27 protein-coding genes, 1 pseudogene and 1 riboswitch are annotated in these 25,248 nt (G+C 68.5%); of the genes and pseudogenes, 12 read left to right on the top strand and 16 right to left on the bottom strand.

Going from position 1 to position 25,248, the window contains the following annotated elements:
* Positions 1-9 precede the first annotated feature (9 nt).
* Complete coding sequence (locus tag BN4346_RS25330) at positions 10-1,302, bottom strand: MFS transporter (RefSeq protein WP_067967335.1); 1,293 nt, start codon at positions 1,300-1,302, stop codon at positions 10-12.
* 16 nt (positions 1,303-1,318) lie between these two features.
* Positions 1,319-1,978, bottom strand: a complete 660-nt coding sequence (pdxH, locus tag BN4346_RS25325) for a pyridoxamine 5'-phosphate oxidase (RefSeq protein ID WP_268811457.1) — start codon at positions 1,976-1,978, stop codon at positions 1,319-1,321.
* 85 nt (positions 1,979-2,063) lie between these two features.
* On the opposite strand from pdxH, the gene BN4346_RS25320 reads away from it, so the two are divergent.
* Positions 2,064-3,182: a citrate synthase 2 gene (locus BN4346_RS25320; protein ID WP_067967332.1), complete on the top strand. Its 1,119-nt coding sequence runs from the start codon at positions 2,064-2,066 to the stop codon at positions 3,180-3,182.
* A gap of 57 nt (positions 3,183-3,239) precedes the next feature.
* Here the strand turns inward: BN4346_RS25320 and BN4346_RS25315 are convergent, their stop codons facing one another.
* Positions 3,240-4,931, bottom strand: a complete 1,692-nt coding sequence (locus tag BN4346_RS25315) for an FAD-dependent oxidoreductase (protein WP_067967329.1) — start codon at positions 4,929-4,931, stop codon at positions 3,240-3,242.
* Positions 4,932-4,946: 15 nt separating this feature from the next.
* On the bottom strand, positions 4,947-5,990 hold the full coding sequence (locus tag BN4346_RS25310) for an AurF N-oxygenase family protein (RefSeq protein ID WP_067967623.1): 1,044 nt from the start codon (positions 5,988-5,990) through the stop codon (positions 4,947-4,949).
* 186 nt (positions 5,991-6,176) lie between these two features.
* Here BN4346_RS25310 and serC point away from each other — a divergent pair, with 186 nt between their 5' ends.
* Together serC and sepH are read left to right on the top strand one after the other, a co-directional pair.
* On the top strand, positions 6,177-7,295 hold the full coding sequence (gene serC / locus BN4346_RS25305) for a phosphoserine transaminase (RefSeq protein WP_067967327.1): 1,119 nt from the start codon (positions 6,177-6,179) through the stop codon (positions 7,293-7,295).
* Between the two features lie 194 nt (positions 7,296-7,489).
* A complete protein-coding gene (sepH, locus tag BN4346_RS25300; RefSeq protein ID WP_067967324.1) occupies positions 7,490-8,263 on the top strand; it encodes a septation protein SepH in 774 nt (257 codons plus the stop codon).
* Here sepH and BN4346_RS25295 read toward each other — a convergent pair.
* Positions 8,254-8,529: a DUF2537 domain-containing protein gene (locus BN4346_RS25295; RefSeq protein WP_067967322.1), complete on the bottom strand. Its 276-nt coding sequence runs from the start codon at positions 8,527-8,529 to the stop codon at positions 8,254-8,256. The genes sepH and BN4346_RS25295 overlap by 10 nt on opposite strands.
* Positions 8,526-9,359, bottom strand: a complete 834-nt coding sequence (locus tag BN4346_RS25290; protein WP_067967320.1) for a TrmH family RNA methyltransferase — start codon at positions 9,357-9,359, stop codon at positions 8,526-8,528. The genes BN4346_RS25295 and BN4346_RS25290 overlap by 4 nt, the downstream gene beginning before the upstream one ends.
* A 39-nt stretch (positions 9,360-9,398) precedes the next feature.
* On the opposite strand from BN4346_RS25290, the gene BN4346_RS25285 reads away from it, so the two are divergent.
* Genes BN4346_RS25285 through BN4346_RS25275 form a run of 3 tightly spaced genes read left to right on the top strand, consistent with a single transcriptional unit; the run spans position 9,399 to position 10,779 of the window.
* The gene (locus BN4346_RS25285; protein WP_067967318.1) at positions 9,399-9,656 is read left to right on the top strand and encodes a DUF2530 domain-containing protein; all 258 of its coding nucleotides are present in this window, start codon (positions 9,399-9,401) and stop codon (positions 9,654-9,656) included.
* 32 nt (positions 9,657-9,688) lie between these two features.
* Positions 9,689-10,147 carry an SRPBCC family protein gene (locus BN4346_RS25280; RefSeq protein WP_067967312.1) on the top strand — a complete coding sequence of 153 codons (459 nt, stop codon included), beginning with the start codon at positions 9,689-9,691 and terminating at the stop codon, positions 10,145-10,147.
* Positions 10,148-10,203: 56 nt separating this feature from the next.
* The gene (locus tag BN4346_RS25275; protein WP_067967310.1) at positions 10,204-10,779 is read left to right on the top strand and encodes a hypothetical protein; all 576 of its coding nucleotides are present in this window, start codon (positions 10,204-10,206) and stop codon (positions 10,777-10,779) included.
* Here BN4346_RS25275 and BN4346_RS25270 read toward each other — a convergent pair.
* Positions 10,776-11,738: a DUF3027 domain-containing protein gene (locus BN4346_RS25270; RefSeq protein ID WP_067967308.1), complete on the bottom strand. Its 963-nt coding sequence runs from the start codon at positions 11,736-11,738 to the stop codon at positions 10,776-10,778. The genes BN4346_RS25275 and BN4346_RS25270 overlap by 4 nt on opposite strands.
* A 224-nt stretch (positions 11,739-11,962) precedes the next feature.
* Between BN4346_RS25270 and BN4346_RS25265 the strand changes: the two genes are divergently transcribed.
* Positions 11,963-13,546 carry an MFS transporter gene (locus tag BN4346_RS25265; RefSeq protein ID WP_096867442.1) on the top strand — a complete coding sequence of 528 codons (1,584 nt, stop codon included), beginning with the start codon at positions 11,963-11,965 and terminating at the stop codon, positions 13,544-13,546.
* A 7-nt stretch (positions 13,547-13,553) separates the two neighbouring features.
* On the top strand, positions 13,554-14,066 hold the full coding sequence (locus BN4346_RS25260; RefSeq protein WP_067967300.1) for a DUF2771 domain-containing protein: 513 nt from the start codon (positions 13,554-13,556) through the stop codon (positions 14,064-14,066).
* On the opposite strand, the gene BN4346_RS25255 is transcribed toward BN4346_RS25260, so the two are convergent.
* The 3 genes from BN4346_RS25255 to BN4346_RS25245 all read right to left on the bottom strand — a co-directional run bounded on the left by BN4346_RS25255 (position 14,048) and on the right by BN4346_RS25245 (position 17,694).
* The gene (locus BN4346_RS25255; RefSeq protein WP_067967296.1) at positions 14,048-15,064 is read right to left on the bottom strand and encodes a glutathione S-transferase family protein; all 1,017 of its coding nucleotides are present in this window, start codon (positions 15,062-15,064) and stop codon (positions 14,048-14,050) included. The genes BN4346_RS25260 and BN4346_RS25255 overlap by 19 nt on opposite strands.
* Before the next feature lie 57 nt (positions 15,065-15,121).
* A complete protein-coding gene (locus BN4346_RS25250; RefSeq protein ID WP_067967285.1) occupies positions 15,122-17,053 on the bottom strand; it encodes an acyl-CoA dehydrogenase family protein in 1,932 nt (643 codons plus the stop codon).
* Between the two features lie 227 nt (positions 17,054-17,280).
* Positions 17,281-17,694, bottom strand: coding sequence for a cold-shock protein (locus tag BN4346_RS25245; protein ID WP_046188082.1), 414 nt, complete (start codon positions 17,692-17,694; stop codon positions 17,281-17,283).
* Positions 17,695-18,034: 340 nt separating this feature from the next.
* Between BN4346_RS25245 and moaA the strand changes: the two genes are divergently transcribed.
* From moaA to BN4346_RS25230, 3 genes are all read left to right on the top strand, one after another.
* Positions 18,035-19,048, top strand: coding sequence for a GTP 3',8-cyclase MoaA (gene moaA / locus BN4346_RS25240; RefSeq protein ID WP_235653697.1), 1,014 nt, complete (start codon positions 18,035-18,037; stop codon positions 19,046-19,048).
* 3 nt (positions 19,049-19,051) lie between these two features.
* Positions 19,052-19,333 (top strand): MoaD/ThiS family protein, encoded by a 282-nt coding sequence (locus BN4346_RS25235; RefSeq protein WP_067967278.1) that lies wholly within the window; start codon positions 19,052-19,054, stop codon positions 19,331-19,333.
* A 245-nt stretch (positions 19,334-19,578) separates the two neighbouring features.
* A riboswitch (cyclic di-AMP (ydaO/yuaA leader) is annotated at positions 19,579-19,755 on the top strand.
* 9 nt (positions 19,756-19,764) lie between these two features.
* Positions 19,765-20,598: a transglycosylase family protein gene (locus BN4346_RS25230; RefSeq protein ID WP_067967275.1), complete on the top strand. Its 834-nt coding sequence runs from the start codon at positions 19,765-19,767 to the stop codon at positions 20,596-20,598.
* Positions 20,599-20,657: 59 nt separating this feature from the next.
* Here the strand turns inward: BN4346_RS25230 and BN4346_RS25225 are convergent, their stop codons facing one another.
* From BN4346_RS25225 to BN4346_RS25210, 4 genes are read right to left on the bottom strand one after another with little or no spacing between them, the layout of a single operon-like run.
* Positions 20,658-21,077 (bottom strand): molybdenum cofactor biosynthesis protein MoaE, encoded by a 420-nt coding sequence (locus tag BN4346_RS25225; protein ID WP_067967616.1) that lies wholly within the window; start codon positions 21,075-21,077, stop codon positions 20,658-20,660.
* 14 nt (positions 21,078-21,091) lie between these two features.
* Positions 21,092-21,571, bottom strand: coding sequence for a MogA/MoaB family molybdenum cofactor biosynthesis protein (locus BN4346_RS25220; RefSeq protein WP_067967272.1), 480 nt, complete (start codon positions 21,569-21,571; stop codon positions 21,092-21,094).
* The gene (moaC, locus tag BN4346_RS25215; RefSeq protein ID WP_067967270.1) at positions 21,568-22,041 is read right to left on the bottom strand and encodes a cyclic pyranopterin monophosphate synthase MoaC; all 474 of its coding nucleotides are present in this window, start codon (positions 22,039-22,041) and stop codon (positions 21,568-21,570) included. The genes BN4346_RS25220 and moaC overlap by 4 nt, the downstream gene beginning before the upstream one ends.
* An 11-nt stretch (positions 22,042-22,052) precedes the next feature.
* Positions 22,053-22,241: a hypothetical protein gene (locus BN4346_RS25210; RefSeq protein ID WP_067967268.1), complete on the bottom strand. Its 189-nt coding sequence runs from the start codon at positions 22,239-22,241 to the stop codon at positions 22,053-22,055.
* Between the two features lie 62 nt (positions 22,242-22,303).
* On the opposite strand from BN4346_RS25210, the pseudogene BN4346_RS25205 reads away from it, so the two are divergent.
* Positions 22,304-24,558 (top strand): annotated as a pseudogene (locus BN4346_RS25205) (helicase-associated domain-containing protein).
* Here the strand turns inward: BN4346_RS25205 and BN4346_RS25200 are convergent.
* On the bottom strand, positions 24,555-24,944 hold the full coding sequence (locus BN4346_RS25200) for a type II toxin-antitoxin system VapC family toxin (RefSeq protein WP_327343736.1): 390 nt from the start codon (positions 24,942-24,944) through the stop codon (positions 24,555-24,557). The pseudogene BN4346_RS25205 and the gene BN4346_RS25200 sit on opposite strands and share 4 nt — an antisense overlap.
* On the bottom strand, positions 24,932-25,177 hold the full coding sequence (locus tag BN4346_RS25195) for a type II toxin-antitoxin system Phd/YefM family antitoxin (protein WP_067967266.1): 246 nt from the start codon (positions 25,175-25,177) through the stop codon (positions 24,932-24,934). The genes BN4346_RS25200 and BN4346_RS25195 overlap by 13 nt, the downstream gene beginning before the upstream one ends.
* Positions 25,178-25,248 lie beyond the last annotated feature (71 nt).

Below are 25,248 nucleotides of genomic sequence, written 5' to 3'. Positions count from 1 at the left end.
AGGTATCTCCTATCGGCGTCCCGGTGGCGGCGGTCGGCGTTCATCACCGGGCCGGCGATAGCGCAGGAAAGCGGGCGCTGCCAGGGCCGCAAGCATCACGCCCACCACCACCAGGGCCCCGCCGCCGGCGGACGCGGCGGCTGTTCCCACCACCGCTCCGGCGGCACCGTGCACCGCATCGGCGAGCCGCGGGCCACCGGCCACGATCACGGTGAACACCCCCTGCAGCCGGCCGCGGATCTCGTCGGATGCGGCCTGCTGCAGCATCGTCGACCGGAACGCCGCCGAGACCATGTCCGCGGCACCACCGACCGCCAGAAACACCAGCGCCACCCACAGCGCTCGGCCCGCATGCCCACCGCCGTGCCCGACCGCGAGCCCGAAACCGATCATGGCCACTCCCCAGACCACGATCGCAGCCACGACGGCCAGGCCCTGACGGGTGATCCGCGGCAGCCACCCCGAGAACACCCCGCCGAGCACTGCCCCGCCCGACATCGCCGCGGCCAGCAGCGCCATGGTGGTGCCGCCCTCGACCGGCCCGCCGAAGTCCGCGCTGGCGATCTGCGGGAACAGCGCCCTGGGCATGCCGAGGATCATCGCGATCAGGTCCACGACGAACGACATCAGCACCACGGTGTTGCCTGCCAGATAACGGAATCCGTCCAGCACCGCCCCGATCCCGAAGCTGGACGGGCCGGCCGATTCGACCGGCGGCATGGGGGCCAGCCGGAACGTCGCCCAGATCGGGAAGATGCATGTCGCCGCGTCGATCAGATACAGGGTGGACAGATCCACCCAGCCCAGCAGCAGCCCGGCCAGCAGGGGGCCGATGATCGCTCCGAACTGCATGACGGTCATGTTCAGCGAATTGGCGGCGGGCAGATCGCTGCCGGCCACCAGCCGCGGAATCGCCGCGGATCGGGTCGGGGCATTGACCGCATAGAAGCCCTGCTGGACACCCAGCAGTACGAGCACCACCCACACGTTGGCAAGTCCGGCCGCGGCCTGGGCCCACAGCAGCAGCGACGCCACCGCCAGCCCGCAGGACGCGATGATCAGCAGCTTGCGGCGGTCCATGGCGTCGGCCCACGCGCCGCCGAGCAGGCCGAAGATGACCAACGGCACCAGCGCGAACAGACCCGACAGCCCGACGTAGGCCGAACTTCGGGTCAGCGCATAGATCTGCACCGGTACCGCGAAGATGGTCAGGTTTGCCCCGATGACGGTCGGGATCCCAGCCACCCACAACCGCCGAAAGTCGGGGCTGCGCAACGGGGTGGTGTCGGCGAAGATCCTCACCGCAGCGGCACCGGACTCACGGTTGGAGTCGCTCCACCCGCCCGCCGATCACTCGAATCCGGTTGTGCAACCGGCCTTCCCGGCCCTGCCAGAACTCCACCACCTCCGGGGCGATCCGGTAGCCGCGCCAGTTCGGCGGCGCGGGGATCGACTCGGCGCCGGAGAAGTGTGCCGTCACCGCGTCCAACTGCGCCAGCAGTGCGGCCCGCGACGCGATCGGTTGCGACTGCTGCGATGCGCAAAAACCCAACTGGGACGCCCGCGGTCGGTGCGCCCAGTACTCGGCGCTGACCGACTCGTCGAGCTGGGTGACAGGTCCTCGCACGTGGACTTGGCGGCCCAACTGATACCAGGGAAAAGTGGCCGATGCGTACGGAGTCGAGGCCAGGTCGGCAGCCTTGGCGGAGTCGGAGTCGGTGAAAAACGTCACACCGAGTCCGTCGAGGTTCTTGCACAGCACCGAGCGGCTGACCGGGCGGCCGGCTTCGACCGTCGCCAGCACCATGGCGTTGGGTTCGGCGATCCCGGCGCGCTCGGCGTCGCCGATCCAGTTGCGCAGCAAAACCTCCCAGCCGTCCTCGAGCCAGTCCGCGTCGAGGTCGCCGCTGTTGTCCTTCTCCTGGTATTCCACTCGCATCGCCGCCAAGTGCTCGTTGTCGGGGCCCGTCCTGTGCACCGCCCAACGCTACGCCCCGCCGCAGACCAGCCCTCGTTACCGGCCGGTAGCAACGGCTGGGCGCCGGGGTGGAAGAATCCAACGCATGACTGCTGCGGTCCCGGAGAACTTTGTCGCCGGCCTGGAAGGCACGGTTGCCTTCACCACTGAAATCGCCGAACCGGACAAGGACGGCGGCGCGCTGCGCTACCGCGGCGTCGACATCGAGGACCTGGCCGGCAAGGTCGGCTTCAGCGATGTGTGGGCCCTGCTGGTCGACGGCGACTTCAGCCGCCCGCTGGCGCCCGCCGAACCGCTGGAGCTGCCGATCCGCACCGGCGACGTCCGAGTCGACGCCCAGGCTGGAGTGGCGATGCTGGCGCCGCAGTGGGGATTTGAGCCGTTGTTGGACACCGACGACGCCACCGCCCGCGACCAGCTGGCCCGCGCCTCGGTGATGGTGCTCTCCTACGTCGCGCAGTCGGCTCGTGGCCAAGCGCCCGCGGTGTCACAGCAGACGATCGACGGGTGCGCCACCATCACCGAGCGGTTCATGACCCGCTGGCGCGGCGAGCCCGACCCCCGTCACACCGAGGCGATCGACGCCTACTGGGTGTCGGCGGCCGAGCACGGCATGAACGCCTCGACCTTCACCGCCCGGGTGATCGCGTCCACCGGCGCCGACGTCGGCGCAGCGCTGTCCGGCGCGATCGGCGCGATGAGCGGCCCGCTGCACGGTGGCGCCCCGGCCCGGGTGATCCCGATGATCGCCGAGGCAGAGCGCACCGGTGACGCGCGCGCCGTGGTCAAGGGCATCTTGGACCGGCGCGAGAAGCTGATGGGTTTCGGACACCGGGTATACCGCGCCGAGGACCCGCGCGCGCGGGTGCTGCGGGCCACCGCCAAGCGACTGGCGGCTCCCCGTTTTGAGGTGGCCGCGGCATTGGAGCAGGCGGCGCTGGCCGAGCTTCGGGAGCGTCGCCCCGACCGGGCCATCGAGACCAACGTGGAGTTCTGGGCGGCGGTGATCCTGGACTTCGCCGAGGTTCCCCCGGCGATGATGCCGGCAATGTTCACCTGCGGCCGCACCGCGGGCTGGTGCGCCCACATCATGGAGCAGAAGCGACTGGGCAAGCTGGTGCGCCCGTCGGCGATCTACGTCGGGCCGGGGCCCCGCAGCGCGGAATCCGTTGCGGGCTGGGAACACGTCACCAAGGTCCGCTGAGCGATTTCGGCGCGATATTCCCCGCTGAGCGGTTAAAACCGCGCCGAAATCGACCGGTTAGTGCCGCCGCAGCGAGCTGAGCAGGGTCTGCAGCAGCGGCAGATCCGAGTGGTCCTTGACCTCGTCGAGCATGTCCGCAACCCGGGTGAACTTCACCCGCGGCCGGTCTTGCGCTTCGCCACGGGCAATCTCGGCCCGGTCGATGGCCTTCCACCCGGCAGCGTCGATCACGTCGGGCTGATGGGCGTGCACCATCCGGGCGACTGCCCGCGGTCCGGCGATCGGCTCGGTCAGCAGGTCTGCGTTGTAGTCGGCGGCCAACGTCTGGATCGTCTTGAGCGAGTCGGACTTGTTGGAACCGATAAACCCGTTGGTACCGCGCTTGATCCAGCCCGACACGTACGCTCCCGGAACTCGCTCGCCGGTTGCCGGGTCGATGACGCGGCCGCCCTCGTTCGGGACGACGCCGGCCGCGTCGTCGAACGGCAGGTCGGCGATGGGCGTTCCGTGGTAGCCGATCGAAGTCAGCACCACTCCGGCGTCAATGCGTCGCACTTGATCGGTCCCGGTGACAGTGAACTCGACTGCGCTGCAACGGTCCTCGCCGAGAACTCGCGCCGGGGTCAACTCGTAGGCGAATCGAATCCGAGGGCGGGTGATCGGTGCCGAAGCATCGCCCAGCTTGGTCAGTATCTCCAGCTTCTGCCGAGTCAAGGTGTCTTGAACCGTCGCCAGGTCATCGCGCACCCGGGCATGGTCCTGCGCGTCGAGTACCACCTCGGCGGTCTGCGTCAGCCCCACCAACTCGGGCAGCGTGAACGCAGAAGACGCCGGGCCGCGCCGGGCCGCGATCACCACTTCGGAAACAGCCGAGTCACGCAGCGCTGCCAGCGCGTAGTCGGCGATATCGGTGCGGGCCAGCCGGTCCGGGTCGGCGGTCAGGATCCGCGCCACGTCGAGGGCGACGTTGCCGTTGCCCACGATCACCACCCGCTCGTGGCTGAGATCGACTGGCAGGTCAGCGAACTCGGGATGCCCGTTGTACCAGCCGACGATCTCGGTCGCGGTGCCCGTTCCGGGCAGACCCATGCCGTCGATCTCGAGCCGCCGGTCGTGCAGCGCACCCGAGGCGTACAGCACGGCGTGGTGATGCTGCAGCAGGTCCGCGTGGCTCAGGTGCTTGCCCACCTCGACGTTGAGGAAGAACTGGAAACCACGACGCCAGGAGATCTCGTCGAACAACCGGGTGGCCAGCTTGGTGCGCTGGTGATCCGGGGCGACGCCGGCACGCACCAAACCGTAAGGAGTGGGCAGTTTCTCGAACATGTTCACCAGCACGCCCTGCTGGGTCAGCAGTTCGTCGGCCGCGTACATGGCGGCCGGGCCGGAGCCGACGATAGCCACGGTCAGCGGATACTTACCGCGCTGATGTAGCTCCGCGGCCGGCAGGATGGGCGCCAGCTTGGAGGTCGGCGGCAGCTTCACCCCCACAGGTCGCTCCGGGTAGAACGACCTGTTGATCTCCATGAACGGCAACTGTTCGGCTATCACCTTGGTGTGCGGGACGATCGCGTCGACCGGGCAGGCCCGCACGCAGGCGCCGCAGTCCACACACGCATCGGGGTCGATATAGAGCATCTCCGACGTGGCGAAATCGGGCTCGTCCGGCGTGGGGTGAATGCAGTTGACCGGGCAGGCGAACACACACGACGCGTCGTTACAACACGCCTGGGTAATTACGTGCGGCATGACCTGAGGGAGTCGCTACGCGACCGAAGCCGCGGCAACGGGCGCAAGGTGCGCGCGCTGCGGCTGGCTGCGGAACCGGGACGGTGCGCCGTGGATCCGGCAAATCCGCCACACCAACTTGGCGACCGGGTTCATCAGGCCGGTGTCGTGGCAGAGCATCCGGACGTCGCCGAACATGTCCTGCAACATCTGCCGAGCTTCCACCGACCGGAAGAAGATGTCCTTGCGGACCTCGCGCGGAATGTCGAACTCGGTCCAGAACGCCTTGGGCGGCACCACAATCGCCGAACACAGGATTCGCATCACGATCGGCACGTACAGCGACAGCCAGAACCGCTTGCGACGCGGCAACTGCGGAATGCGCTTGTGCAGGTATTCGTGCGCGAACGAAATGTGCCGCGCCTCCTCGGCCACGTGAATGGCCATCACCCGCTCCATGATCGGGTGCAGGGTCTTGCCTTCGCGCAGGATGGCCTTCTGAATGTGGTCGATGGGCTCCTCGCCGGCGAGGATGCCGAACCAGAACGGGATCGGCAGCGGTCCGGCGACCAGCGGGATGAAGGGCTGCAGCCACTTGAGCAGCCGCGGCATGCCGGGCACATCGGCGCCGATGTGGTTCACCATCTCCTGGAACATCAGGGTGTGGTTGCACTCTTCCACCGCCTCGTGCAGGCAGTAGCGGTACTCGGGGGATCCGTTGGGCACCCAGAACGCGTATTCCATCAAGCCGCGGATCAGAATGTTCTCGAAGTGCAGCCCGACCTTGGCAACGTTGGCCTGGCGCCACATGCCGATCTTGATCTGAACGTCCTCGGGCTGGGCCTGGTACCACCAGTGCCGACCGATCGGGTCGGTGCCCGGCAGGATCCAGCGTGGGTCGTTCTCGGTGACCTTGAACTCGGGGGTGTCCCAGTCGATGTCGGTGTAGGGATTGAAGTTCCGGCGCACCGACCCTTCCGACAAGGTGTTGAGGATCTCGACGTAGTTCGCGTCGTCGGTCACGTCCATGTTGGCCCGCCACCGGCGCACGATTCGGGTTCGAGCGGCTTTCTGAGCCATCGGAGACACCTCCACCAGTCGTTTACATTTACTAGGCTTATGTACAACGGTACCGCAGGTACTGGGTACCCGTCCAGACTCCGGATCAACACTGTGGGCGTGACAGGCGTCGAGCGCCTCGGGTGATTCAGGTCACAATAAACCTGCCCTGCGAGGTCGCGGCGGCCGCTGTCTACGCTAGAGGCCATGGCTGAGCAGCTCACGATCCCGGACAACATCAAGCCCGCTGACGGACGGTTCGGCTGCGGGCCGTCGAAGGTCCGCCCTGAGCAGTTGAACGCGTTGGTCACCACGGCGGCGCCGCTGTTCGGCACCTCGCACCGTCAGGCGCCGGTCAAGGACTTGGTGGGCCGGGTTCGCAGCGGGTTGCGCGAACTGTTCTCGGTGCCCGACGGCTACGAGGTGGTCCTGGGCAACGGCGGGTCGACGGCCTTCTGGGACGCCGCGGCGTTCGGGCTGGTCGATAAGCGGTCGCTGCACCTGACCTACGGCGAGTTCAGCGCCAAGTTCGCCTCGGCGGTGGCCAAGAACCCCTTTGTCGGCGACCCGATCGTGATCAAGGCCGACGCGGGCAGCGCCCCGAAGCCGCAGTCCGACCCGTCGGTCGACGTGATCGCCTGGGCGCACAACGAGACCTCGACCGGGGTGGCGGTGCCGGTGCGCCGGCCCAGCGGTTCGGGTGACGCCCTGGTGGTGATCGACGCGACGTCGGGGGCCGGCGGCCTGCCGGTCGACATCACCGAAGTCGATGCCTACTACTTCGCGCCGCAGAAGAACTTCGCCTCCGACGGCGGGTTGTGGCTGGCCATCATGAGCCCGGCCGCGCTGGCCCGCATCGAGGCCATCGCCGCGTCCGGTCGGTGGGTGCCGGAGTTTCTGTCACTGCCGATCGCGGTGGACAACAGCACCAAGAACCAGACCTACAACACCCCGGCGATCGCCACCCTGGCGCTGTTGGCCGAGCAGCTGGACTGGATGCTGGGCAACGGTGGGCTGGACTGGGCGGTCAAGCGCACCGCGGACTCGTCGCAGCGGTTGTACTCGTGGGCCGAGGAGCGGCCGTTCACCACACCGTTCGTCGCCGACCCGGCGTTGCGCTCGCAGGTGGTGGGCACCATCGACTTCGTCGACGAGGTGGACGCGGCCGCGGTGGCCAAGGTGCTTCGCGCCAACGGCATCGTCGACACCGAGCCCTACCGCAAGCTGGGCCGCAACCAGCTGCGGGTCGCGATGTTCCCGGCGGTGGAGCCCGACGACGTCAGCGCCCTGACCCAGTGCGTGGACTGGGTCGTCGAACGCCTCTGAGCGCAGCTCTGAACAGGACCGGAAGCCCGGCCCGAAGCCGCCGGGTTAATGCGGCGGTCCCAGCTTCGCCTCTCCTCCCTCGAGCCTCGCTGAACCGCCGTGATCGGATCGTTATAACGCCCGCGTGTCACGCCGGGCCGGGCTGTTCACTGGACTAGAGTCCGCAGGTAACCGGGCGTTCGCAAGGAGAAGTCATGCGGGAACTGAGGGCCATCGGCCTCGACGTCGACGGCAAGCACATCATCTGCGAAAGCGCCGCGGACGGCGACGACCACACCGAGATGTTCCGGGTGCGCATCGATGACCGGTTGCGTGGCGCGGTCCGCGGCGAGGGCCACCGCGTCGGACAGAATGGGGCCGATGCTGGCAGCATGCTGCGCCCCAAAGATATCCAGGCGCGCATCCGCGCCGGAGCGTCGGTCGAACAGGTGGCCGCCGCAGCCGGTGTGGACGTCGCCCGGGTCGAGCGCTTCGCCCACCCGGTGCTGTTGGAGCGGTCCCGGGCCGCAGAGCTCGCGACCGCGGCCCACCCGGTGCTGTCCGACGGCCCGGCGGTACCGACCCTGCTGGAGGTCGTCACCTCCGCGCTGGTGTCGCGGGGCTTGAGCTCCGACAGCAGCAGCTGGGACGCGTGGCGCAATGACGACGGGCGCTGGACGGTACAGCTGGCCTGGAAGGCCGGCCGCTCGGACAACGTCGCCCATTTCTGGTTCACTCCAGGCGCACACGGCGGGACGGTGACCGCGGTAGACGACGCCGCCATGGAGTTGATCGACCCCGCCTTCGGCCGTCCGCTTCGCCCGGTTGCCTCGGTGGCCGAGTTGGACTTCGCAGCTCCGGCCGCCCCCGCCGTGGTCGACGAGGAGCAAGTGCATCAGCGCCCGGGGACCCGCGCCCGCCGCAGCAAGCCTGAAGTACCGGGGTGGGAAGACGTCCTGCTCGGGGTGCGCTCGACCGGTCAGCGCTGAGCAACCAGCGCCAGCAGCACCAGCCACGCTCCCGCCACGCCGATTCCGGCGCCCAACGCCAACCAGCGCAGCACGGGGGTGCGCCGCCAGCCCCATACCGTGGGCGCCAGTCCGCCCACCGCAATCAGATTGAGCATGACCGCCAGTGCCGGGTGTATCCGCAGCAGTCCTAGGCTCAACACCGTGATCGCGGTCCCGGCCACCACCGCGACGAACCCCGTCACCGTCAAACCCGTCCCCCACGGCGTGTCGGGGGTGGACGTCATTCCGGCAGCCTAATGCGCTCGTAGAACGCCAGCGCGGCTGCGGTGGCGACGTTGAGCGAGTCGGTTCCCCGCGACATCGGGATGCGCACCCGCATGTCGCTGGCCCGCATCGCCCGCTCCGACAGGCCCGGACCCTCAGCGCCGACGAGTACCGCCACCGGCTCGTCGTGCACCTTCGCCATCGCGCTGGACAACAGCTCTGCCCGCGGGTCCGGAGTCATCGCCAGCAGCCGAAAACCCTGCTCGCGCAGCATCGTCAGATCCCCAGGCCAGTCCGCCGAACGGGCGAACGGCACCAGCAGGGCGTGCCCCATCGAGACCCGCACCGAGCGCCGGTAGAGCGGGTCGGCACAGCCGCTGCCGAACACCACCGCGTCCACACCCAACCCGGCACCGTTGCGAAAGATCGAGCCGAGATTCTCGTGGTCGTTGACGCCCTCGAGCACCGCGATCGTCCGGGCCCCGGCGACCAGGTCGGCCACCGACGGCTCGAGCACCCGCGAGGCGGCGGCCAGCACACCGCGGTTGAGGTGAAACCCCACCACCTCGGCCATCACCTCCGCGGACACCCGGTAATACCGGACGTCCGGGGCGTCGGGGGCGGTCAGGTCGGGCGTCAACTCGGTCAGCCGCCGATCGGTGCCCAGCAGTGCCCGTGGGCGGAACCGCGACGCCAGCATCCGCTGCACCACCAGCACCCCTTCGGCGATCACCAGTCCCTTGCCGGCGGGCAGGTCCGGGCGACGATCGATGCTGTTCAGATCGCGGAAATCATCCAGCCGGGAATCGCGGGGATCATCGATATCGACAACATCGACGACCCTGGCCACTGCGGGAACTTTACCGGCGAGGCGCTAACGTCAACGGCGATGACCCCTCAGCACTCCCCCGAGCCGCCACCGCTGCCGACCGCCCTGCTGCGGATCTGGCCGGTGATCGGCGCCGGCGTCACCGGTTTCTGCTGCGCCACCATCGCCGCGTTCACGGTGCCCGCATTGGAAGGGTGGCGACCGGTGAGCGTAGCGGGACTCGGCGTCGGGATGGTGGGCACCACAATCTTTCTGGTGCAACGCGGGGCAGCACGACGCGGTGCGCGCGGAGCCCAAACCGGGCTGGAAAACGAATAGAGTTACGAACCGACAATTCGAGGAGGAACGCCATGGCAGCCCCGCTGTTGACGGCACAGGTCGACATTGATGCACCAGTGGCCAAGGTCTGGGCACTGATCTCCGACTTCCGCCGGATGCCCGAGTGGAGCCCGCAGTGCCGGTGGATGAAACCGCTCGGTGCGATGCGCCAGGGAACCCGCACGATCAACTTCAACCGGCGCGGCCGGATGTACTGGCCCACCAGCTCCGTCATCACTGAGTACATCCCGGAGCGCAAGCTGGCCTTCCGGGTCACCGAGAACCACAGTGTGTGGAGCTATGAACTCGAGCCGACCGCCACCGGCACTCGGGTCGTCGAGAGTCGGCACGTCGAAAACGGCAACACCACCGCGGTCTCGGCGTTTTTGGTGGGCAAGTTCATGGGCGGCACACCCACCTTCGAACGCGAGCTGGTCGAGGGTATGAACGCTTCGCTGAGCAAGATCAAGTCCGCCGCAGAGAACGCCTGACGCCCCTGTGGCGGCGGGGTAACGTCCCCAAAACGGGGGGATACTGGGAGGAATCCATGGAAACCGTGAAATCCGCAGTGCGACTGCCGAGCATCGCCGCCGCAGCGACCGCACTGGTGGCCGCCGGCCTGACCCCAGTGGTCGCCTCACCCGAAATCAGCACGCGCGCGGTGGCTGCGGTCTCGACCGAGGTGGCGCTGGCCGCCAGTGCGGTCGTCGACAGCTTCGACACCCTCGCTGGGCTCGCACCTTTCGACATGTCCAGCATTGCCGACGAACCGAACGTCCCGGGCACTTCCGACCTGCTCGACGTCCTGCCCGGCGCGGCCAGCGCGGTGGACGTTCCCGGCACTGCCGCCGCGTTCGACCTCGTCGGCCTGTTCAACGCGGAAGTGGCGGCGGCCGTAGGACTGTTCAACCACGTGATCAGCCTGCCGTTTACGTTGTTCAACGACGTCGAGAACGTGGTCACCAGCCTGATCAACCTCGACTTCGGGATGGCCTTCAGTCAGGCGGCCAGCATCCCGCTGGACATCGTCAATTACGTGCTCGGGCTACCGGGCGCGGTGGTCAACACCGCCTTCAACATGCTGTTCGTGCTTCCGGGCGAGTACCTGTTCAACTTCGGTTAGGGCGTTTCTTCTGCGACAGCCTCGGCGTCGGTTCCGGTTTCGGCCGGTTCCGGCGCCGCTGCTGTCTCGGCGGGCGCCTCGATCGGTGCTTCGACCACCGGCTCAACCGGCTCGGCTTCCGCCACCGGCTCAACCGCTTCGGTCGCGTCTTCAGTCGCTTCGGTCACCTCGGCAGCCGGCTCCGCTGCGGGAATCACCGTGACATCGACGATCTCCAGGACGCCGTCGTCATAGGGCTCGTATACCGGGGAACCGGTGCCCGCGGGCGCCGGAGTGTCACTGTGGGCGCCGCAGCCGTACCGGTTGTCGACCACATGTCCGTCGGCGGACATTTCGTTGCCGCAGACGCCGAACACCGTGCCCAGTTCACCGGCGAGCGGCAAATAGAAGCCGCAGTCGCGGCAGACCCGTTTGGTGGACCGGGCCATCGCCGAATCCGGACCGTGCTCGCCGTCGTGCCAGCGCTGCGCCGCCTCGGCACGGCCCACCGGACTCATCAGCCAGCGTCGGCCCAGGCCGATTTCGCCGGCGACCTCGTCGAGCTGCGGGTCGCCGCTCGAGGTGTACCCGGGCACCAGCCGCGGATCGTCGGCGGGCGGCGCCAGCAGATCGCCCGGCCCCAGGTCGCCCGCCCGCACCCGCTGATCCCACGGCACCCATTCCGGAGCCAACAAAGCCGTCGGGCCGGGCACCAACACAACCTCGCTGACCGTGGGCTCCGTAGCGCCCGGGACCGCCGCGACGACCACGGCCCACTGCCAGCCCTGGTAACCGGGCAGCACCGCACCGAACCGGTGGGTGGCGGCGGTCGGGTCTTCGTAGTCGACCCCCAGGTGCTCGCCGACGGTGTCGGCGCCGCTGAACTCGGCGACGGCCGAGCGGGCCTGCTCGACGGCCGCGGCCAAGACCGTGGGCACGGCGATGGTCGCAGTGGCTGATTCTGCGCTGGGTCCGGTCACGCGGGTCCCTTCCGTTCAATGACGACCCTCATACTGCCGCAGCGCGACTCCATCAGCCACATGCAGGCACGATCACGGCCTCCGCGGTAGTGCGGCGCAGATAGGGAAGAATCGCGGATGTGTCTGCACGGCGTCGCGATCTCCCCGAACCGGGCCGGCGCCGCCGTCCGTCACCGGCCTCCGGCCGCAGTGCGCGCAACGGCTCGGCCGGACAGCATCCCGGCATGGCCAACTACCCCAGCAGCGCCACGGGAGACCAGCGTAGACGGCCGATGACCAGCAACAACCGGTACCTGCCGCCGCTGCGCGAACACCCGGACACGCCTCGTCGCCCCGAGTCTGCGGGGAGCTCGGGCGCCGGCGATCGCGTCACGGTTACCCAAGCCGCCGCGGCACGCAGTCGCGAAATGGGCTCCCGGATGTATGGGCTGGTGCAACGGGCCGCCACCGCCGACGGCGCCGACAAATCCGGACTGACCGCACTGACCTGGCCGGTGGTGGCGAACTTCGCGGTGGACGCGGCGATGGCCGTCGCGCTGGCCAACACCTTGTTCTTCGCGGCGGCCGCCGGCGAGAGCAAGGGCCGAGTGGCGCTGTATCTGCTGGTGACAATCGCGCCGTTCGCGGTGGTCGCGCCCCTGATCGGCCCCGCCCTGGACCGGGTCCAGCATGGCCGGCGGGCGGCGTTGGCCATGTCATTCTCGCTGCGCACCCTGCTGGCCCTGGTACTGATCGCCAACTACGACGGTGTCGCGGGCACCTTCGGCTCCTGGGTGCTCTACCCCTGCGCGTTGGCCATGATGGCGCTGTCGAAGTCGTTCACCGTGTTGCGCAGCGCGGTGACACCACGGGTCATGCCGCCGTCGATCGATCTGGTGCGGGTCAATTCTCGACTGACGATGTTCGGTCTACTCGGCGGCACCATCGTTGGCGGCGGAGTCGCCGCGGCAGCCGAGTACATCTTTTCCCGGCTGCTCCAGCTACCGGGGGCATTGTTGGTGCTCGTGGCGGTCTCAGTGGCCGGGGCCGTCCTGTCGATGCGAATCCCGCGATGGGTGGAAGTGACTGCCGGCGAGATCCCGACCACCTTGAGCTACCGCTTCGACGAACGGCCCCGAAGCTGGCCCGAACAGGTCCGGCGGGCGGGCGGGGCGCTGAGCCAACCACTGCGGCAACCGCTGGGCCGCAACATCATCGCCGCGCTGTGGGGCAATTGCACCATCAAGGCCATGGTCGGGTTCCTGTTCTTGTACCCGGCGTTCGTGGCCAAACAGCACAACGCCGGCGGCTGGGTACAGCTGGGCATCCTCGGGCTGATCGGAGCGGCCGCCGGGCTGGGCAATTTCGCCGGGAACTTCACCAGCGCCCGCCTACAGCTGGGCCGCCCCGCGGTGCTGGTTGTGCGCTGCACCATGGCGGTGACCGCGGTCGCGCTGGCGGCCGCGGTGGCCGGGACCCTGGTGATGGCGGCGATCGCCGCGCTGGTGACCTCGGGGGCCAGTGCGATCTCGAAGGCGTCGCTGGACGCCGCCCTGCAGGACGACCTGCCCGAAGAGTCACGGGCATCGGCGTTCGGCCGCACCGAATCCACCCTGCAACTGGCCTGGGTGTTGGGTGGTGCACTGGGGGTACTGGTATATACCGACCTGTGGGTGGGCTTCACCGCGATCACCGCTTTGCTGATCCCGGGTCTGGCCCAGACCATCCTGTCGTTCCACGGCGACTCGTTGATTCCCGGCCTGGGGGGCAACCGGCCGGTGCTGATCGAGCAGGACGGTGCCCATCTCGATCCGGCAAGACAGGGGTGATGTACAAGTGAAACGCTCGACCGCCGTGCTGGTGGCGGTGCTGACGGTGGTGACCGCGGCGCTCGCCGGATTCGGCACCTGGTGGTTCACCCGGTCCGAGGAGCCGCTGCCGCCGCAGATCAGCGTGTACTCGAATGGACATCTCGCCCACGCCGGGCCGTACCTGTACTGCAACGTGCTCGACCTCGATGAGTGCCTGCTGACCGAATCGCGGGGCACGTTGGCGGTCGACGCACGTCATCCGGTGCAGTTGGCGGTGGACAACACCATCGGCCGCGCACCGTGGCGGCTACTGCGGCTTTACGACGACCCGGCCGACTCCACCGGCAAGATGTATCCACCGGGCAGCACCCTGGCGGTCACCGTCCCCACCGTGGATCCGCAGCGCGGTCCGCTGCGCGGGCTGGTGGTGCAGTTGCTCACCTTAGTCGTCGACACCAGCACCGGCGAGCAGTTCGCGGTGCCGCACGCCGAGTGGGCGGTGGGCATGCGGTGGAGTCGTCAAGCGACTGCCGGCTGAGCTCCGTGACCGGCCGGCACCTGCTCGCCGGCCGGAACGGTTCCGGGCGGGGTGCCGTCCCCGAACGGCCTGCCGCCCAGCGCTTCTCGCCCGTGTGGTGAGAGCCAATTCGCCAGATCTGGACCGTCCGGAACGATCTGCGACGGATTGATGTCGGCGTGCATGATGTAGTAGTGCTGTTTGATCTGGACGAAGTCGGTGGTGTCGCCGAACCCCGGCGTCTGGAACAGATCCCGAGCGTAGGCCCACAGCACCGGCATCTCGGACAGCTTCTGCCGGTTGCATTTGAAATGTCCGTGATAGACCGGGTCGAACCGGGCCAGCGTGGTGAACAGTCGCACATCAGCCTCGGTGATGGTGTCCCCCACCAGGTATCGCTGATCGGCAAGGCGTTCGCTGACCCAGTCCAGCGCGGTGAACAGCCGATCATAGGCAGCGTCGTAGACCTCTTGGGTGCCGGCGAAGCCGCACCGGTACACGCCGTTGTTGATCTCGGTGTAGATCCGCCTTGCCACCTCGTCGATCTCGTCGCGCAGCGGTTCGGGATACAGCTGCGGGGCCCCGTCGCGGTGATAGGCCGTCCACTCGGTGGAGAAGTCCAGGGTCATCTGAGCGAAGTCGTTGGTCACCACCGCACCGGTGGGCACATCGACCATCGCCGGAACGGTGATGCCCTTGGGATAATCCGGGAAGCGCTTGAAGTACGCGTCTTGCAGCCGCGGGATCTGCAGCACCGGGTCGACGCCACCGGGGTCCAGATCGAAGGTCCAACTGCGCTTATCGTGGGTGGGACCGCAAAACCCTATGGAGATAGCCTTTTCCAGCCCAAGCAGCCGCCGCACGATGATGGTGCGGTTGGCCCACGGGCAGGCCCGCGCCACGACCAGTCGATACCGGCCCGGTTCGACGGGATATCCATCACGGCCGTCGGCGGTGATCCGGGTGGAGATGTAGTTGGTGTCGCGGTTGAAGTCGCCACCGGCGAGATAGCTGGCCATGGCTACCAGAGTGCCACGATCACACCGGGCTGTGCTGCGCCCGGGAGGTGGGCCTAGCTACGGGGCCGGAAGGAAGCGGCGCGCTAAGTTCCCCTCGGTAGAGGCCCCTGGTTCCCAGTGGGCAATCCACGGACCGGTCCCCTCGGCCGGATCGAGGATGCCGTCCTCCAGCCAGGCGTAGCGATCCTCCAACACTCCGTGGGCCAATTGGGTATCGGCGCGGTCGGTGTTGGTCCACAACGCCGCGAACAAAGCCCCGACGCGCAGGCGAGACTGCTCGCAGAATGCGTCGGCCAGCTGATAGGCCTGCTGGCCTTCGGTCCGGTCGGCCACCCGCTGCGCCTCGGCGCGCACGCACACCGCGGCCATCGCGAACAGCTCCGCTCCGATATCGACGACCCGCCCCAGGAACCCCTGCCTTTTCTCCAGGCCGGCCTGCCACCGGGCCATGCCGTAAAACGTGTTGCGCGCCAGTTTGCGTGAATGGCGTTCGACAAAACGCAGATGCGTGGCCAACGTGCCGAAATCGCGGTACGCCGCGGGGCGTTGCCCTGCCCCGAATACCAGTTGCGGCAACCACTTTGCATAGAAGCCGCTGGCCCCGGCGGCAGATCTGGCCTTCTGCCTCAGCACCGCCTTGGGGTTGGCGAGATCCCCCGCGGCACTCAGGTGAGTATCGACGGCCTCACGCGCGATCAGCAGCCGCATGATCTCGCTGGACCCTTCGAAGATCCGGTTGATGCGCAGATCCCGAACCAGTTGCTCCACCGGGACCGCACGCTCGCCGCGCGCTGCAAGCGACTCGGCGGTCTCGTAGCCGCGGCCGCCGCGAATCTGCAACAGTTCATCGGCGATGACGCACGCCATCTCGCTGGACCACAGTTTGGCCAGCGCCGCCTCAATCCGGATGTCGTTGCGGCCTTCATCGGCCATCTGACCGGACAACTCCAAGACCGCTTCCAGCGCGTAACTGGTGGCGGCGATGAACGCGATCTTCTTGGCGACGGCCTCGTGCTCGCCTACCGGGCGGCCCCACTGGACCCGCTCCCGGGACCACTGCCGAGCGATCTTCAGCGCCCATTTCGCCGATCCGGTCGCCATCGCCGGGATGGCCAAGCGGCCGGCGTTGAGAGTGGTCAGCGCTATCTTCAGACCGTCCCCCTCGCGTCCCACCAGGTTCTCGGCGGGCACCCGAACCTTGTGCAGCCGAGTCACGCCGTTCTCGATGCCGCGCAGCCCCATGAACTGGTTTCGGCGTTCGACGGTGATCCCGGGCGTATCGGCTTCCACGACGAAGGCACTGATGCCTCCTCGGTGGCCGTCGCTCTGGGGCACCCGCGCCATCACCACCAACAGCTCAGCCACCACGCCGTTGGTGGTCCACAGCTTCACCCCGTCCAGCTCGTAGGCCGCCCCGTCCTCGATCGGTCTCGCGGTCGAGGACAGCCGCGCAGGATCGGATCCCACGTCCGGTTCGGTCAATAGGAAGGCCGAGATCGCCCCGGCCGCGCAACGCGGCAGGAACAACTTCTTCTGTTGGTCGGTGCCGGCCAGTTTGAGCGGTTCGGGCACCCCGATCGATTGATGGGCGCTCAGCAGCGCGCCGAGACTGGGATGCACGCTCGACACCATCATCAGGGCCCGGTTATAGGCGACCTGCGACATGCCCAGACCGCCATACTCGACGGGGATCTTCAGCCCGAAGCAGCCGAGCGCGGCGAGTCCTTTGACGTATTCGTCGGGGATCTGTGCGTCACGCTCGATAACCGCGCCGTCCATGGTGTCCAGAAGTTCCCGCAGCCTGCCCAGAAAATCCTCGATACGCGCAGCGTCGCGCTCGGAAGGTTGGGGAAACGGGTGGATGAGCGACAGGGGAAACTTCCCGAGGAACAGCCCTTTGGCGAAAGATGGCTTGTCCCAGCCGCTCTCGCGAGACTCCTCGGCAACAGCTCGTGCTTGTTCCTCGCTGATCTGCACCTGCTGCGTCATCGGACACCTCCTGGACCCGCCACCGCCGGACTACGGCTGCTACCGGGGTTGACCAGTTGGTGTCAAACCAAACGCGGCGCGGCGGGTCGACCAGCCGCTCACCACCAGCCGGACCGCCCACAGCGCACCCGCCCACGTGAGGAGCATCCACGGGGTCGCTGCTGTCTTTTCAGTAGTCAGTCAGCGGCGATCGCCATCCACGGTGGGATCGCCAGCACCGACCGGACTCAGGCGTCGAGCTCGCGCGCCACGGCCTTGACCACCTCGGAGATCTGCCGAGCGGTCTTGCGGTCCGGGTAACGCCCCTTGCGCAGCTCCGGCTGCACAGTGCCTTCCAGCAGGGTGATCATGTCCTCGACCATGCCGTGCAGCTCATCGGGGGTGTGCCGATGCTCGACCGCCGGCGCCGCCTCACGTCGGGTCCGCGACAGGCTCGGCGGCGGGTCGATCAACTTCACCGTCAGCGCCTGCGGACCGCGGCGTCCGGCGGCGACGCCGAACTCGACCCGCTGGCCTGCCTTGAGACCCTCCACACCGTCCGGCAGGGCCGAGGCGCGGACGTAGACGTCCTCACCTTCTTCCTGGGACAGGAAGCCGAAGCCCTTAGCGGCGTCGTACCACTTCACCTTGCCGGTCGGCACTGGTCTCACCTGCTTGTCTTGCTTGATCACGTACTCGAGGACATAAAGGAAGCGTCCCGCCTGCGCAGGACGCGTCAGCAGCCGATCCTACTAGGGCCCAGACCCGCAAAACACCCAGGTTTCCTCGGTACGCTGGTGAAGCCGCTGGAGGAGACAGGGACCGGACGCCGAAGTCGATTCGGTCGCTCCCCGGCCTACCGAATCGGATACGGACATGACGTTGAGGCAAGCGGGTCTGCGCACCCCGGCACCGCACGCGGATGCTGCCGACGCGGACCACCAGGAGGCGGCCCGCAAAGCCGCCTTCCACGAAGCCGTGCTGCGTGCCGTCGCCACGCAGATGCCGACCACCGGTCCGCTGGTGGACACCTTCGGGCGGGTACACACCGATCTGCGGATATCCCTGACCGACCGTTGCAACCTGCGCTGCACCTACTGCATGCCGGCCGAGGGCCTGGATTGGATTCCCAGCCAGCACCTGCTGAGCGACGACGAGCTGATCCGGCTGATGCGGATCGGTGTCACCCGGCTGGGCATCACCGACATCCGGTTCACCGGCGGTGAGCCGCTGCTGGCCCGCCATCTCGAAGGCGTGGTGGCCGGCGCCGCGGCACTGCGCCCGCGGCCCGAGATCGCGTTGACCACCAACGGCCTGGGCCTGGCACGCCGGGCCGGCGCCCTGGTGGCGGCTGGGCTGGACCGCATCAACGTCTCGCTGGACACCGTCGACCGCGCCCACTTCGCCGAGATCACCCGGCGTGACCGCCTACCCGACGTGCTCGCCGGCCTAGATGCGGCCGCGCAGGCCGGGATGACGCCGATCAAGGTCAACGCCGTGCTCGATCCCAAGATCACCGGCGACGACATCATCAACCTGCTGCGCTTCTGCCTACTGCACGGCTACCACCTGCGGGTGATCGAGATGATGCCGTTGGATGCCGACCACAACTGGAACCGCGACGCCGGCCTGAGCGTCGAGCGGCTGCTGGAGACAGTGCAGGCCCAGTTCACCCTGCGGCCCGACCCGAAGCCGCGCGGCTCCGCGCCGGCCGAGCTCTGGCTGGTTGACGAGGGCCCGGAGACCCCGGCAGGCACATTCGGGATCATCGCTTCGGTATCGCGGCCATTCTGCGGAGACTGCGACCGGACGAGACTCACCGCCGACGGCCAGATCCGCAACTGCCTGTTCGCCACCGAGGAGTCCGACCTGCGCGCCCTACTGCGAGATGGTTCTGGCGACGACGCCATCGAGCAGGCGTGGCGGGCCGCGATGTGGACCAAGAAGGCCGGCCATGGCATCAACGATCCGGATTTCATCCAGCCGGACCGCCCGATGAGCGCGATCGGCGGCTGATCCATGACCTCTGAGACCGGCGCCACCGATGCGGGCGTCGCGGTGACGGTCCGCTATTTCGCAGCGGCTCAGGCCGCCGCCGGAGCCGAATCGGAGACCGTCAGCGTGCCCCGCGGGGGCGGGGTGGCCGCCTTGACCCAGACCCTCGCCGCCCGGAATGAACGGCTGGCGTCGGTGCTGAGCCGGTGCTCTTTCTTGCGCGACGGGGTCGCGGTGCGCGACCGCGAGGCGGCTTTGCAGCCCGGCGAGACGGTCGACGTACTGCCGCCATTCGCCGGCGGATAGCATGATCTACGTCACATAACGAATTGATTACAAGCCGGCAACGGCTTGGTGGAGTGGGCTTTGACCTGCATAAATGCCGGGCGTTCCTGGTGGTTTAGGAAGAGCCAGCGATGAAAACGCCCGGGAGCGATAAGGGTGACGCAGCGGGTAAGAGCGGTTACGGTACATCTCCGGGTGTATCGAAAATTTTCCGTTCGATCCACCTGTCCTCACCCGTAGCGCTGAGCTCCATCCAACGGGAGAGGAAACCACAGATACCTGATGGATGGAGGCGGGGGACCCACCGGGTCCGCCGAGAGCGGCCCTGAGGCCCCAACCGGCCTCTCGGGGTGAAGCCGACGACGCACCGCGTGCATCAAGGCCGGGCAGTCCCCCCTGTCCGAACCCGACGCTGACCTCGCAGGCGTAGACAGAGAGGAATTCACCACCGTATGAGTGGACGGCATCGCAAGCCCACCCAATCGAACGTCAACATCGCCAAAATCGCATTCACCGGAGCTGTGATCGGTGGCGGTAGCCTGGCCCTCGCCGGGACCGCAGCCGCGGCTACCGACGATGAATGGGACCACGTAGCCCGGTGCGAATCCGGCAACAACTGGGGCATCAACACCGGCAACGGCTACCAGGGCGGGCTGCAGTTCTCGCCGAGCACCTGGAGCGCCCACGGTGGCGGCAAGTACGCCCCGTCGGCACACATGGCCAGCCGCGAACAGCAGATCGCGATCGCTGAGCACGTGCTGGCAACCCAAGGCCGTGGCGCCTGGCCGGTCTGCGGCCGCGGGCTGTCCGGCGCATCGCAGCGCGAGGTTCCGGCAGCGCCGCCGGCCGACGCCCCGATCGACAACCCGGACGTCAACGGCCAGACCGTGGCCATGGACAACCCGATGGCTCCCCCGCCCGCGCCTGAGCCCGCACCGTGGTGGGCCCCGGCCCCCGAGGGTCCGGCTCCCGCCGAAGGCGCCGGACCGGTGGTTCCCGCTGGCTGGATGCCGCCGGCTCCCGAAGCTCCGGCAGATCGCCAAGCATCTCCCGCCCCCGGCCCCCGAGGCCCCCGCGCCCGGTGGAACCCGGAGGCTCCGGCACCCGAGGCCCCGGCGCCCGGTGACGAGGTGGCTCCGGCCCCGGCTCCCGGTCAGGACGGCAACCGGCAGGAAGCGGTCTCGGTCGGCTTCCACCAGCAGCTGTGGCAGGCCGTTCGGTCGGAGAACATCAGCGGCAACGACGCGCTGGACGCGTTCGCGCAGCAGCCCAGCAGGGTTATGTAGACAACAGAAAGAAGCGGGGTCGGCGCAAGCCGGCCCCGCTTTTTCGCTTCTGACGGCCCTCAGGCCGAGCCGACCCACTCCTCGGTGTCGTCGGCGAAGAACTGGTGCTTCCACACCGGCAGCCGCGCCTTGATGGTGTCCACAAGCAGCGCGCAAGCATCGAAAGCCTCCCGGCGGTGATCGGCTGCCACCGCAGCCACCAGCGCGGCGTCACCGATGTGCAGCACACCGATCCGGTGGCTGGCCGCCAGCGCACGGATCCCGACGGCCTGCTCGGCAACCTCGGCCAACACGTCGGCCATCACCTGCTGCGCCGACGGGTGTGCGGAGTATTCCAGCCGGGTGACCTGCCGGCCGTGGTCGTGGTCGCGGATCATGCCGACGAATCCCACGATCGCTCCCGCGGCCCGATGGCCGACCAGCTGCTCGTGTTCGGACAGCACGATGGGCTGCTCGGTGATCGCGGCCCGCAGGATCAGCCCCCCGGAGCCCGTCACCGGTGGTCCCCGCCGGCGAGCTGGTCCAAGGCGTGATCCAGGACGTCGGCGAGCACGCCAAGCCCGTCGCGCACCCCACCGGAGGACCCGGGCAGGTTGACGACCAGGCTGCGGCCGGCCACCCCGCACACGCCACGAGACAGCACCGAGGTCGGCACCTTCGGCAGTCCGGATCGGCGGATGGCGTCGGCCAGGCCGGGGATCTCGTAGTCGAGCACGGCGAGCGTCTGCGCCGGGGTGTCATCGGTCGGCGAAATACCGGTGCCGCCGGAGGTGATGATCAGGTCCACCCGGTCGGCCGCCGCGGCGCGCAGGGCGGCGCCAACCGGCTCGCCGTCGGGCACCACCTCGGGCTGCACCGGGGCGAAGCCGCGCTGCGCCAGCCAGTCGGCGATGATCGGCCCGGTGCGGTCGGTGTACACCCCCGACGAGGCTCGGGTGGAGGCGATGATGATTCGGGCGGTTCGGTCGCTCACGTGCGCTCCCAGGCCCCGGTACGGCCGCCGTCCTTGCTCAGCACGCGGATGTTGTCGATGACGGCGGCGCGGTCGACGGCCTTGATCATGTCGTAGAGGGTCAGGGCCGCCACGCTCACCGCGGTCAGCGCTTCCATCTCCACCCCGGTGCGATCAGTGGTGCGTACCGAGGCGGTGATGTCGATCTGGGATTGCCCGATGGTGAAGTCCACGTCGACCCCGGTAAGAGCCAGTTGATGGCAGAGCGGGACCAGATCGCTGGTGCGTTTGGCGGCCATGATGCCGGCCACCCGCGCGGTGGCCAAGGCGTCACCCTTAGGCAGGCCGCCGGCCGAAATCAGCTGTACCACTTCGGCGGTAGTGCGGAGCACGCCGCCGGCGACCGCTACCCGCTTGGTGGTCGCCTTTGCGCTGACATCGACCATATGGGCCGCACCCCGGTCGTCGAGGTGTGAGAGCGGCCCGGTCATGGCGTCACCGCCTACCGGTTGACGACGGTGACCGGATGCACGTAGGGCAGCTCGTCGGACGGCAGCGGGAACACGAGGTCCCCGAACGGCGACAGTGCGCCAGTCCGATCGGTGCGCAGCTCACTGACAGCGGGTTCGCCGTCGGTCTCCGGCCAACCGTTGTCGACGTACCGGTTCTTGTTGTCCTGGTTTCCAGCCACGGATCCATTCTGACAGGTCGCGATCGACGACGTTCACCGGTTGGGCCTTACGCTGGTCGTCGATGACCGAACGCGCCCGGGGCGTCCCACTGGGGTCGTGGCTGGCCGACCTGCCCGATGAGGATCTGATCCGGCTACTGAAGCTGCGGCCCGACCTCGCCCAACCACTGCGCTGCTGGAGCTGCATGCCGACGGCACCGGCGTGCCGGTCGCCGATCTGCTGGCCCTGCTCGGCGAGCGCGCCCCCGCCGCCGCGGTGACCGAGGCGTTGACCGACTTGATCGAGCGGGCGTTGTGTTGGGGTTCGATCGAACCGGACGGTTCAGCGAGGCTCGACGAAGGAGAGGCGAAGCTGGGACCGCCGCATGAGCCCGGCGGAGTGCTGCGCGTCGTCGCCGAAGCAGGCGCAGGCCTGCCCTGGCATCCGGGCCAGGTCACCCGGGAGAACTCGGCGCAGGGCGCCGAACAAATCGTTGCGGCCATCGCCGAACTGGACGCACCGCAGCGTGACCTGCTGGACAAGCTGCTGACCGGCTCCCCGATCGGGCGCACTCGCGACGCCGCCCCCGATGCACCCCCGGAACGCCCGGTGCCCAAGCTGCTGGCGGCCGGCCTGCTGCGCCGCATCGACGACGAGACGGTGATCCTGCCGCGGCTCGTCGGGCAGGTGCTGCGGGGCGAGCAGCCGGGCCCCATCACGTTGCATGAACCCGACCCGGTGGTGTCGCAGACCACCGCCGCCGATGTCGACGCAGCGGCCGCCGGGGCGGTGATCGACGTGTTGCGCGAACTCGATGTGATCCTCGCCAATCTGAGCGAAACGCCTGTGCCGGAGCTGCGCAGCGGCGGGCTGGGGGTACGCGAGGTCAAGCGGCTGGCCAAGACCACCGGTGTCGACGAAACCCGGCTGGGCCTGCTGCTTGAGGTCGCCGCGACCGCCCGGCTGATCGCAGCCGATTTTCCCGACCCGGCGACCGTGGACCAACGGGACTGGCCCGACGCCGACGGCCCGTACTGGGCGCCGACGGTGCTCGCCGACCGGTTCGCCGAGCAGCCCACCGCGGAGCGCTGGCATCTGCTGGCCGCCACCTGGCTGGATCTGCCGGCCCGGCCGGGTCTGATCGGCAGCCGCGGCGCCGACGGCAAACCCCGGGCGGCGCTGTCCACCCCGCTCTTCTCCACCGCCGCCCCGCTGGATCGCCGGCTGCTGCTAGGCATGCTCGCCGAACTGCCCGTTGGCTCCGGCGTCGACGCGGTGACCGCGTCGCAGGCGCTCATCTGGCGCCGGCCGCGCTGGGCCAACCGGCTACAGCCCGGACCGGTGGGCGAACTGCTCGACGAGGCGCACGCCCTGGGCGTGTTGGGCCGCGGCTCGCTCAGCTTCCCGGGACGGATCCTGCTGGCCGACACCGACGCCGCCGACGGCGCCGCCGCGGTCGCCGCAATGGCCAAGGCGTTGCCCGAGCCGATTGACCACTTCCTGGTTCAGGCCGACCTGACTGTCGTGGTGCCGGGGCCACTGAAACGTGAACTCGCCGAGGAGTTGGCCGTCGTGGCCACCGTGGAATCGGCCGGCGCGGCGATGGTCTATCGGGTCTCCGAACAGACCATCCGGTCCGCCTTGGACGTGGGCCGTACCGGCGCGGGCCTGCGTGCGTTCTTCGAGAAGCACTCCAAAACCCCGGTGCCGCAGGGACTCAGCTACCTGATCGATGACGTGGCGCGCCGGCACGGCCAGTTGCGGATCGGGCTGGCGGCCTCCTTCGTACGCTGCGAGGATCCCGCGCTGCTGGCCCAGGCGGTCGCCGTTCCGGCCGCCGAGGCGCTGGGCCTGCGGATGCTCGCCCCGACCGTGGCTGTGGCGCAGGCTCCGCTTGCCGACGTGTTGGCGGCGCTGCGCGACGCGGGTTTCGCCCCGGCCGCCGAGGATGCCACCGGAACGATCGTCGACATCCGGCCGCGCGGCATGCGGGTGCACACCCCGGCGGAGCGTCGCGGGCACCGGCCGCACGCCGGTCCCGGTGACGACAGCCTGACCGCGCTGGTCCGGGTGCTGCGCACGGTGACGTCGGCGCCGTTCGACAACATCCGGCTGGATCCGGTGACCGCGATGATCATGCTCAAGCGCGCCGCGCTGGAGCGGGCCACGGTGCTGATCGGCTACGTCGACGCCGCCGGGGTGGCCACCCAGCGCGAGGTGGCCCCCACCCAGGTGCTGGGTGGGCGGCTGGTGGCGTTCGATTCGACGTCGGGGCAGATGAAGGATTTCGCGATCCACCGCATCACGTCGGTGTCGTCGGCGGCCGAGCACGATTAGACCGTGACGACCTCGATCAGGCCGTCGAGGCCGTCGAAGTCGCTGGCGTTGCGGGTGTAGAGCCGGGCTGAATGCGCATGCGCCGTTGCCGCGATCAAAAGGTCCATCGAGCGTGCGCGGGGTTGACGGCCAGCCTCGACGACGGCGGCCGCCAGCCGTCCGTAGCTGGCCGCGACGGCGTCGCCGAGGGGCAGCGCATGGAATGTACGTTGCAGGATCAGCAGACGGCGCAGCCGTTCGGCGCATACCGACTGTTCCTTCGCGACGAGAACCCCGAAGTGTAGTTCGGCCAGTGTGGCCATGCTTATGGCCAGCTCGCCTTCAAGCGGCGGGACGTCGGTCGCGATCACCACGCTGGTGTCCAGAATCGCCTTCAGCTCGACCACGGGTCTCGCAGTTCGTCATCGATCGCGGCACGGTCACTGCCCCAGGCGAGGTCCGCGGGCCCAGCGAACAGCTCGGCCACGTCGGCCCACTGGCGCCAAGTGCGAGGGACCGCAGGCACGAGTCGCGCCCCCGCTCGACCGGCGACGGTGATAGTGATTTCTTCACCTTCTTCGACCCGCCGAACGAGCTCCGAGGCGTTCTGCCGCAGCTCACGCAATCCGACCGTTCCCATGTCGCAGATGCTAGCACATGTGCTACATCGATGCTGAGGAGCGGCGTTGTCGGCCCCCTCCGGATAATGGG

The sequence above is a fragment of the Mycolicibacter icosiumassiliensis genome (genome assembly GCF_900078685.2).
GTDB classification, from domain to species: Bacteria; Actinomycetota; Actinomycetes; order Mycobacteriales; family Mycobacteriaceae; genus Mycobacterium; species Mycobacterium icosiumassiliensis.
This window is presented reverse-complemented; position numbering and strand designations above follow the sequence as displayed.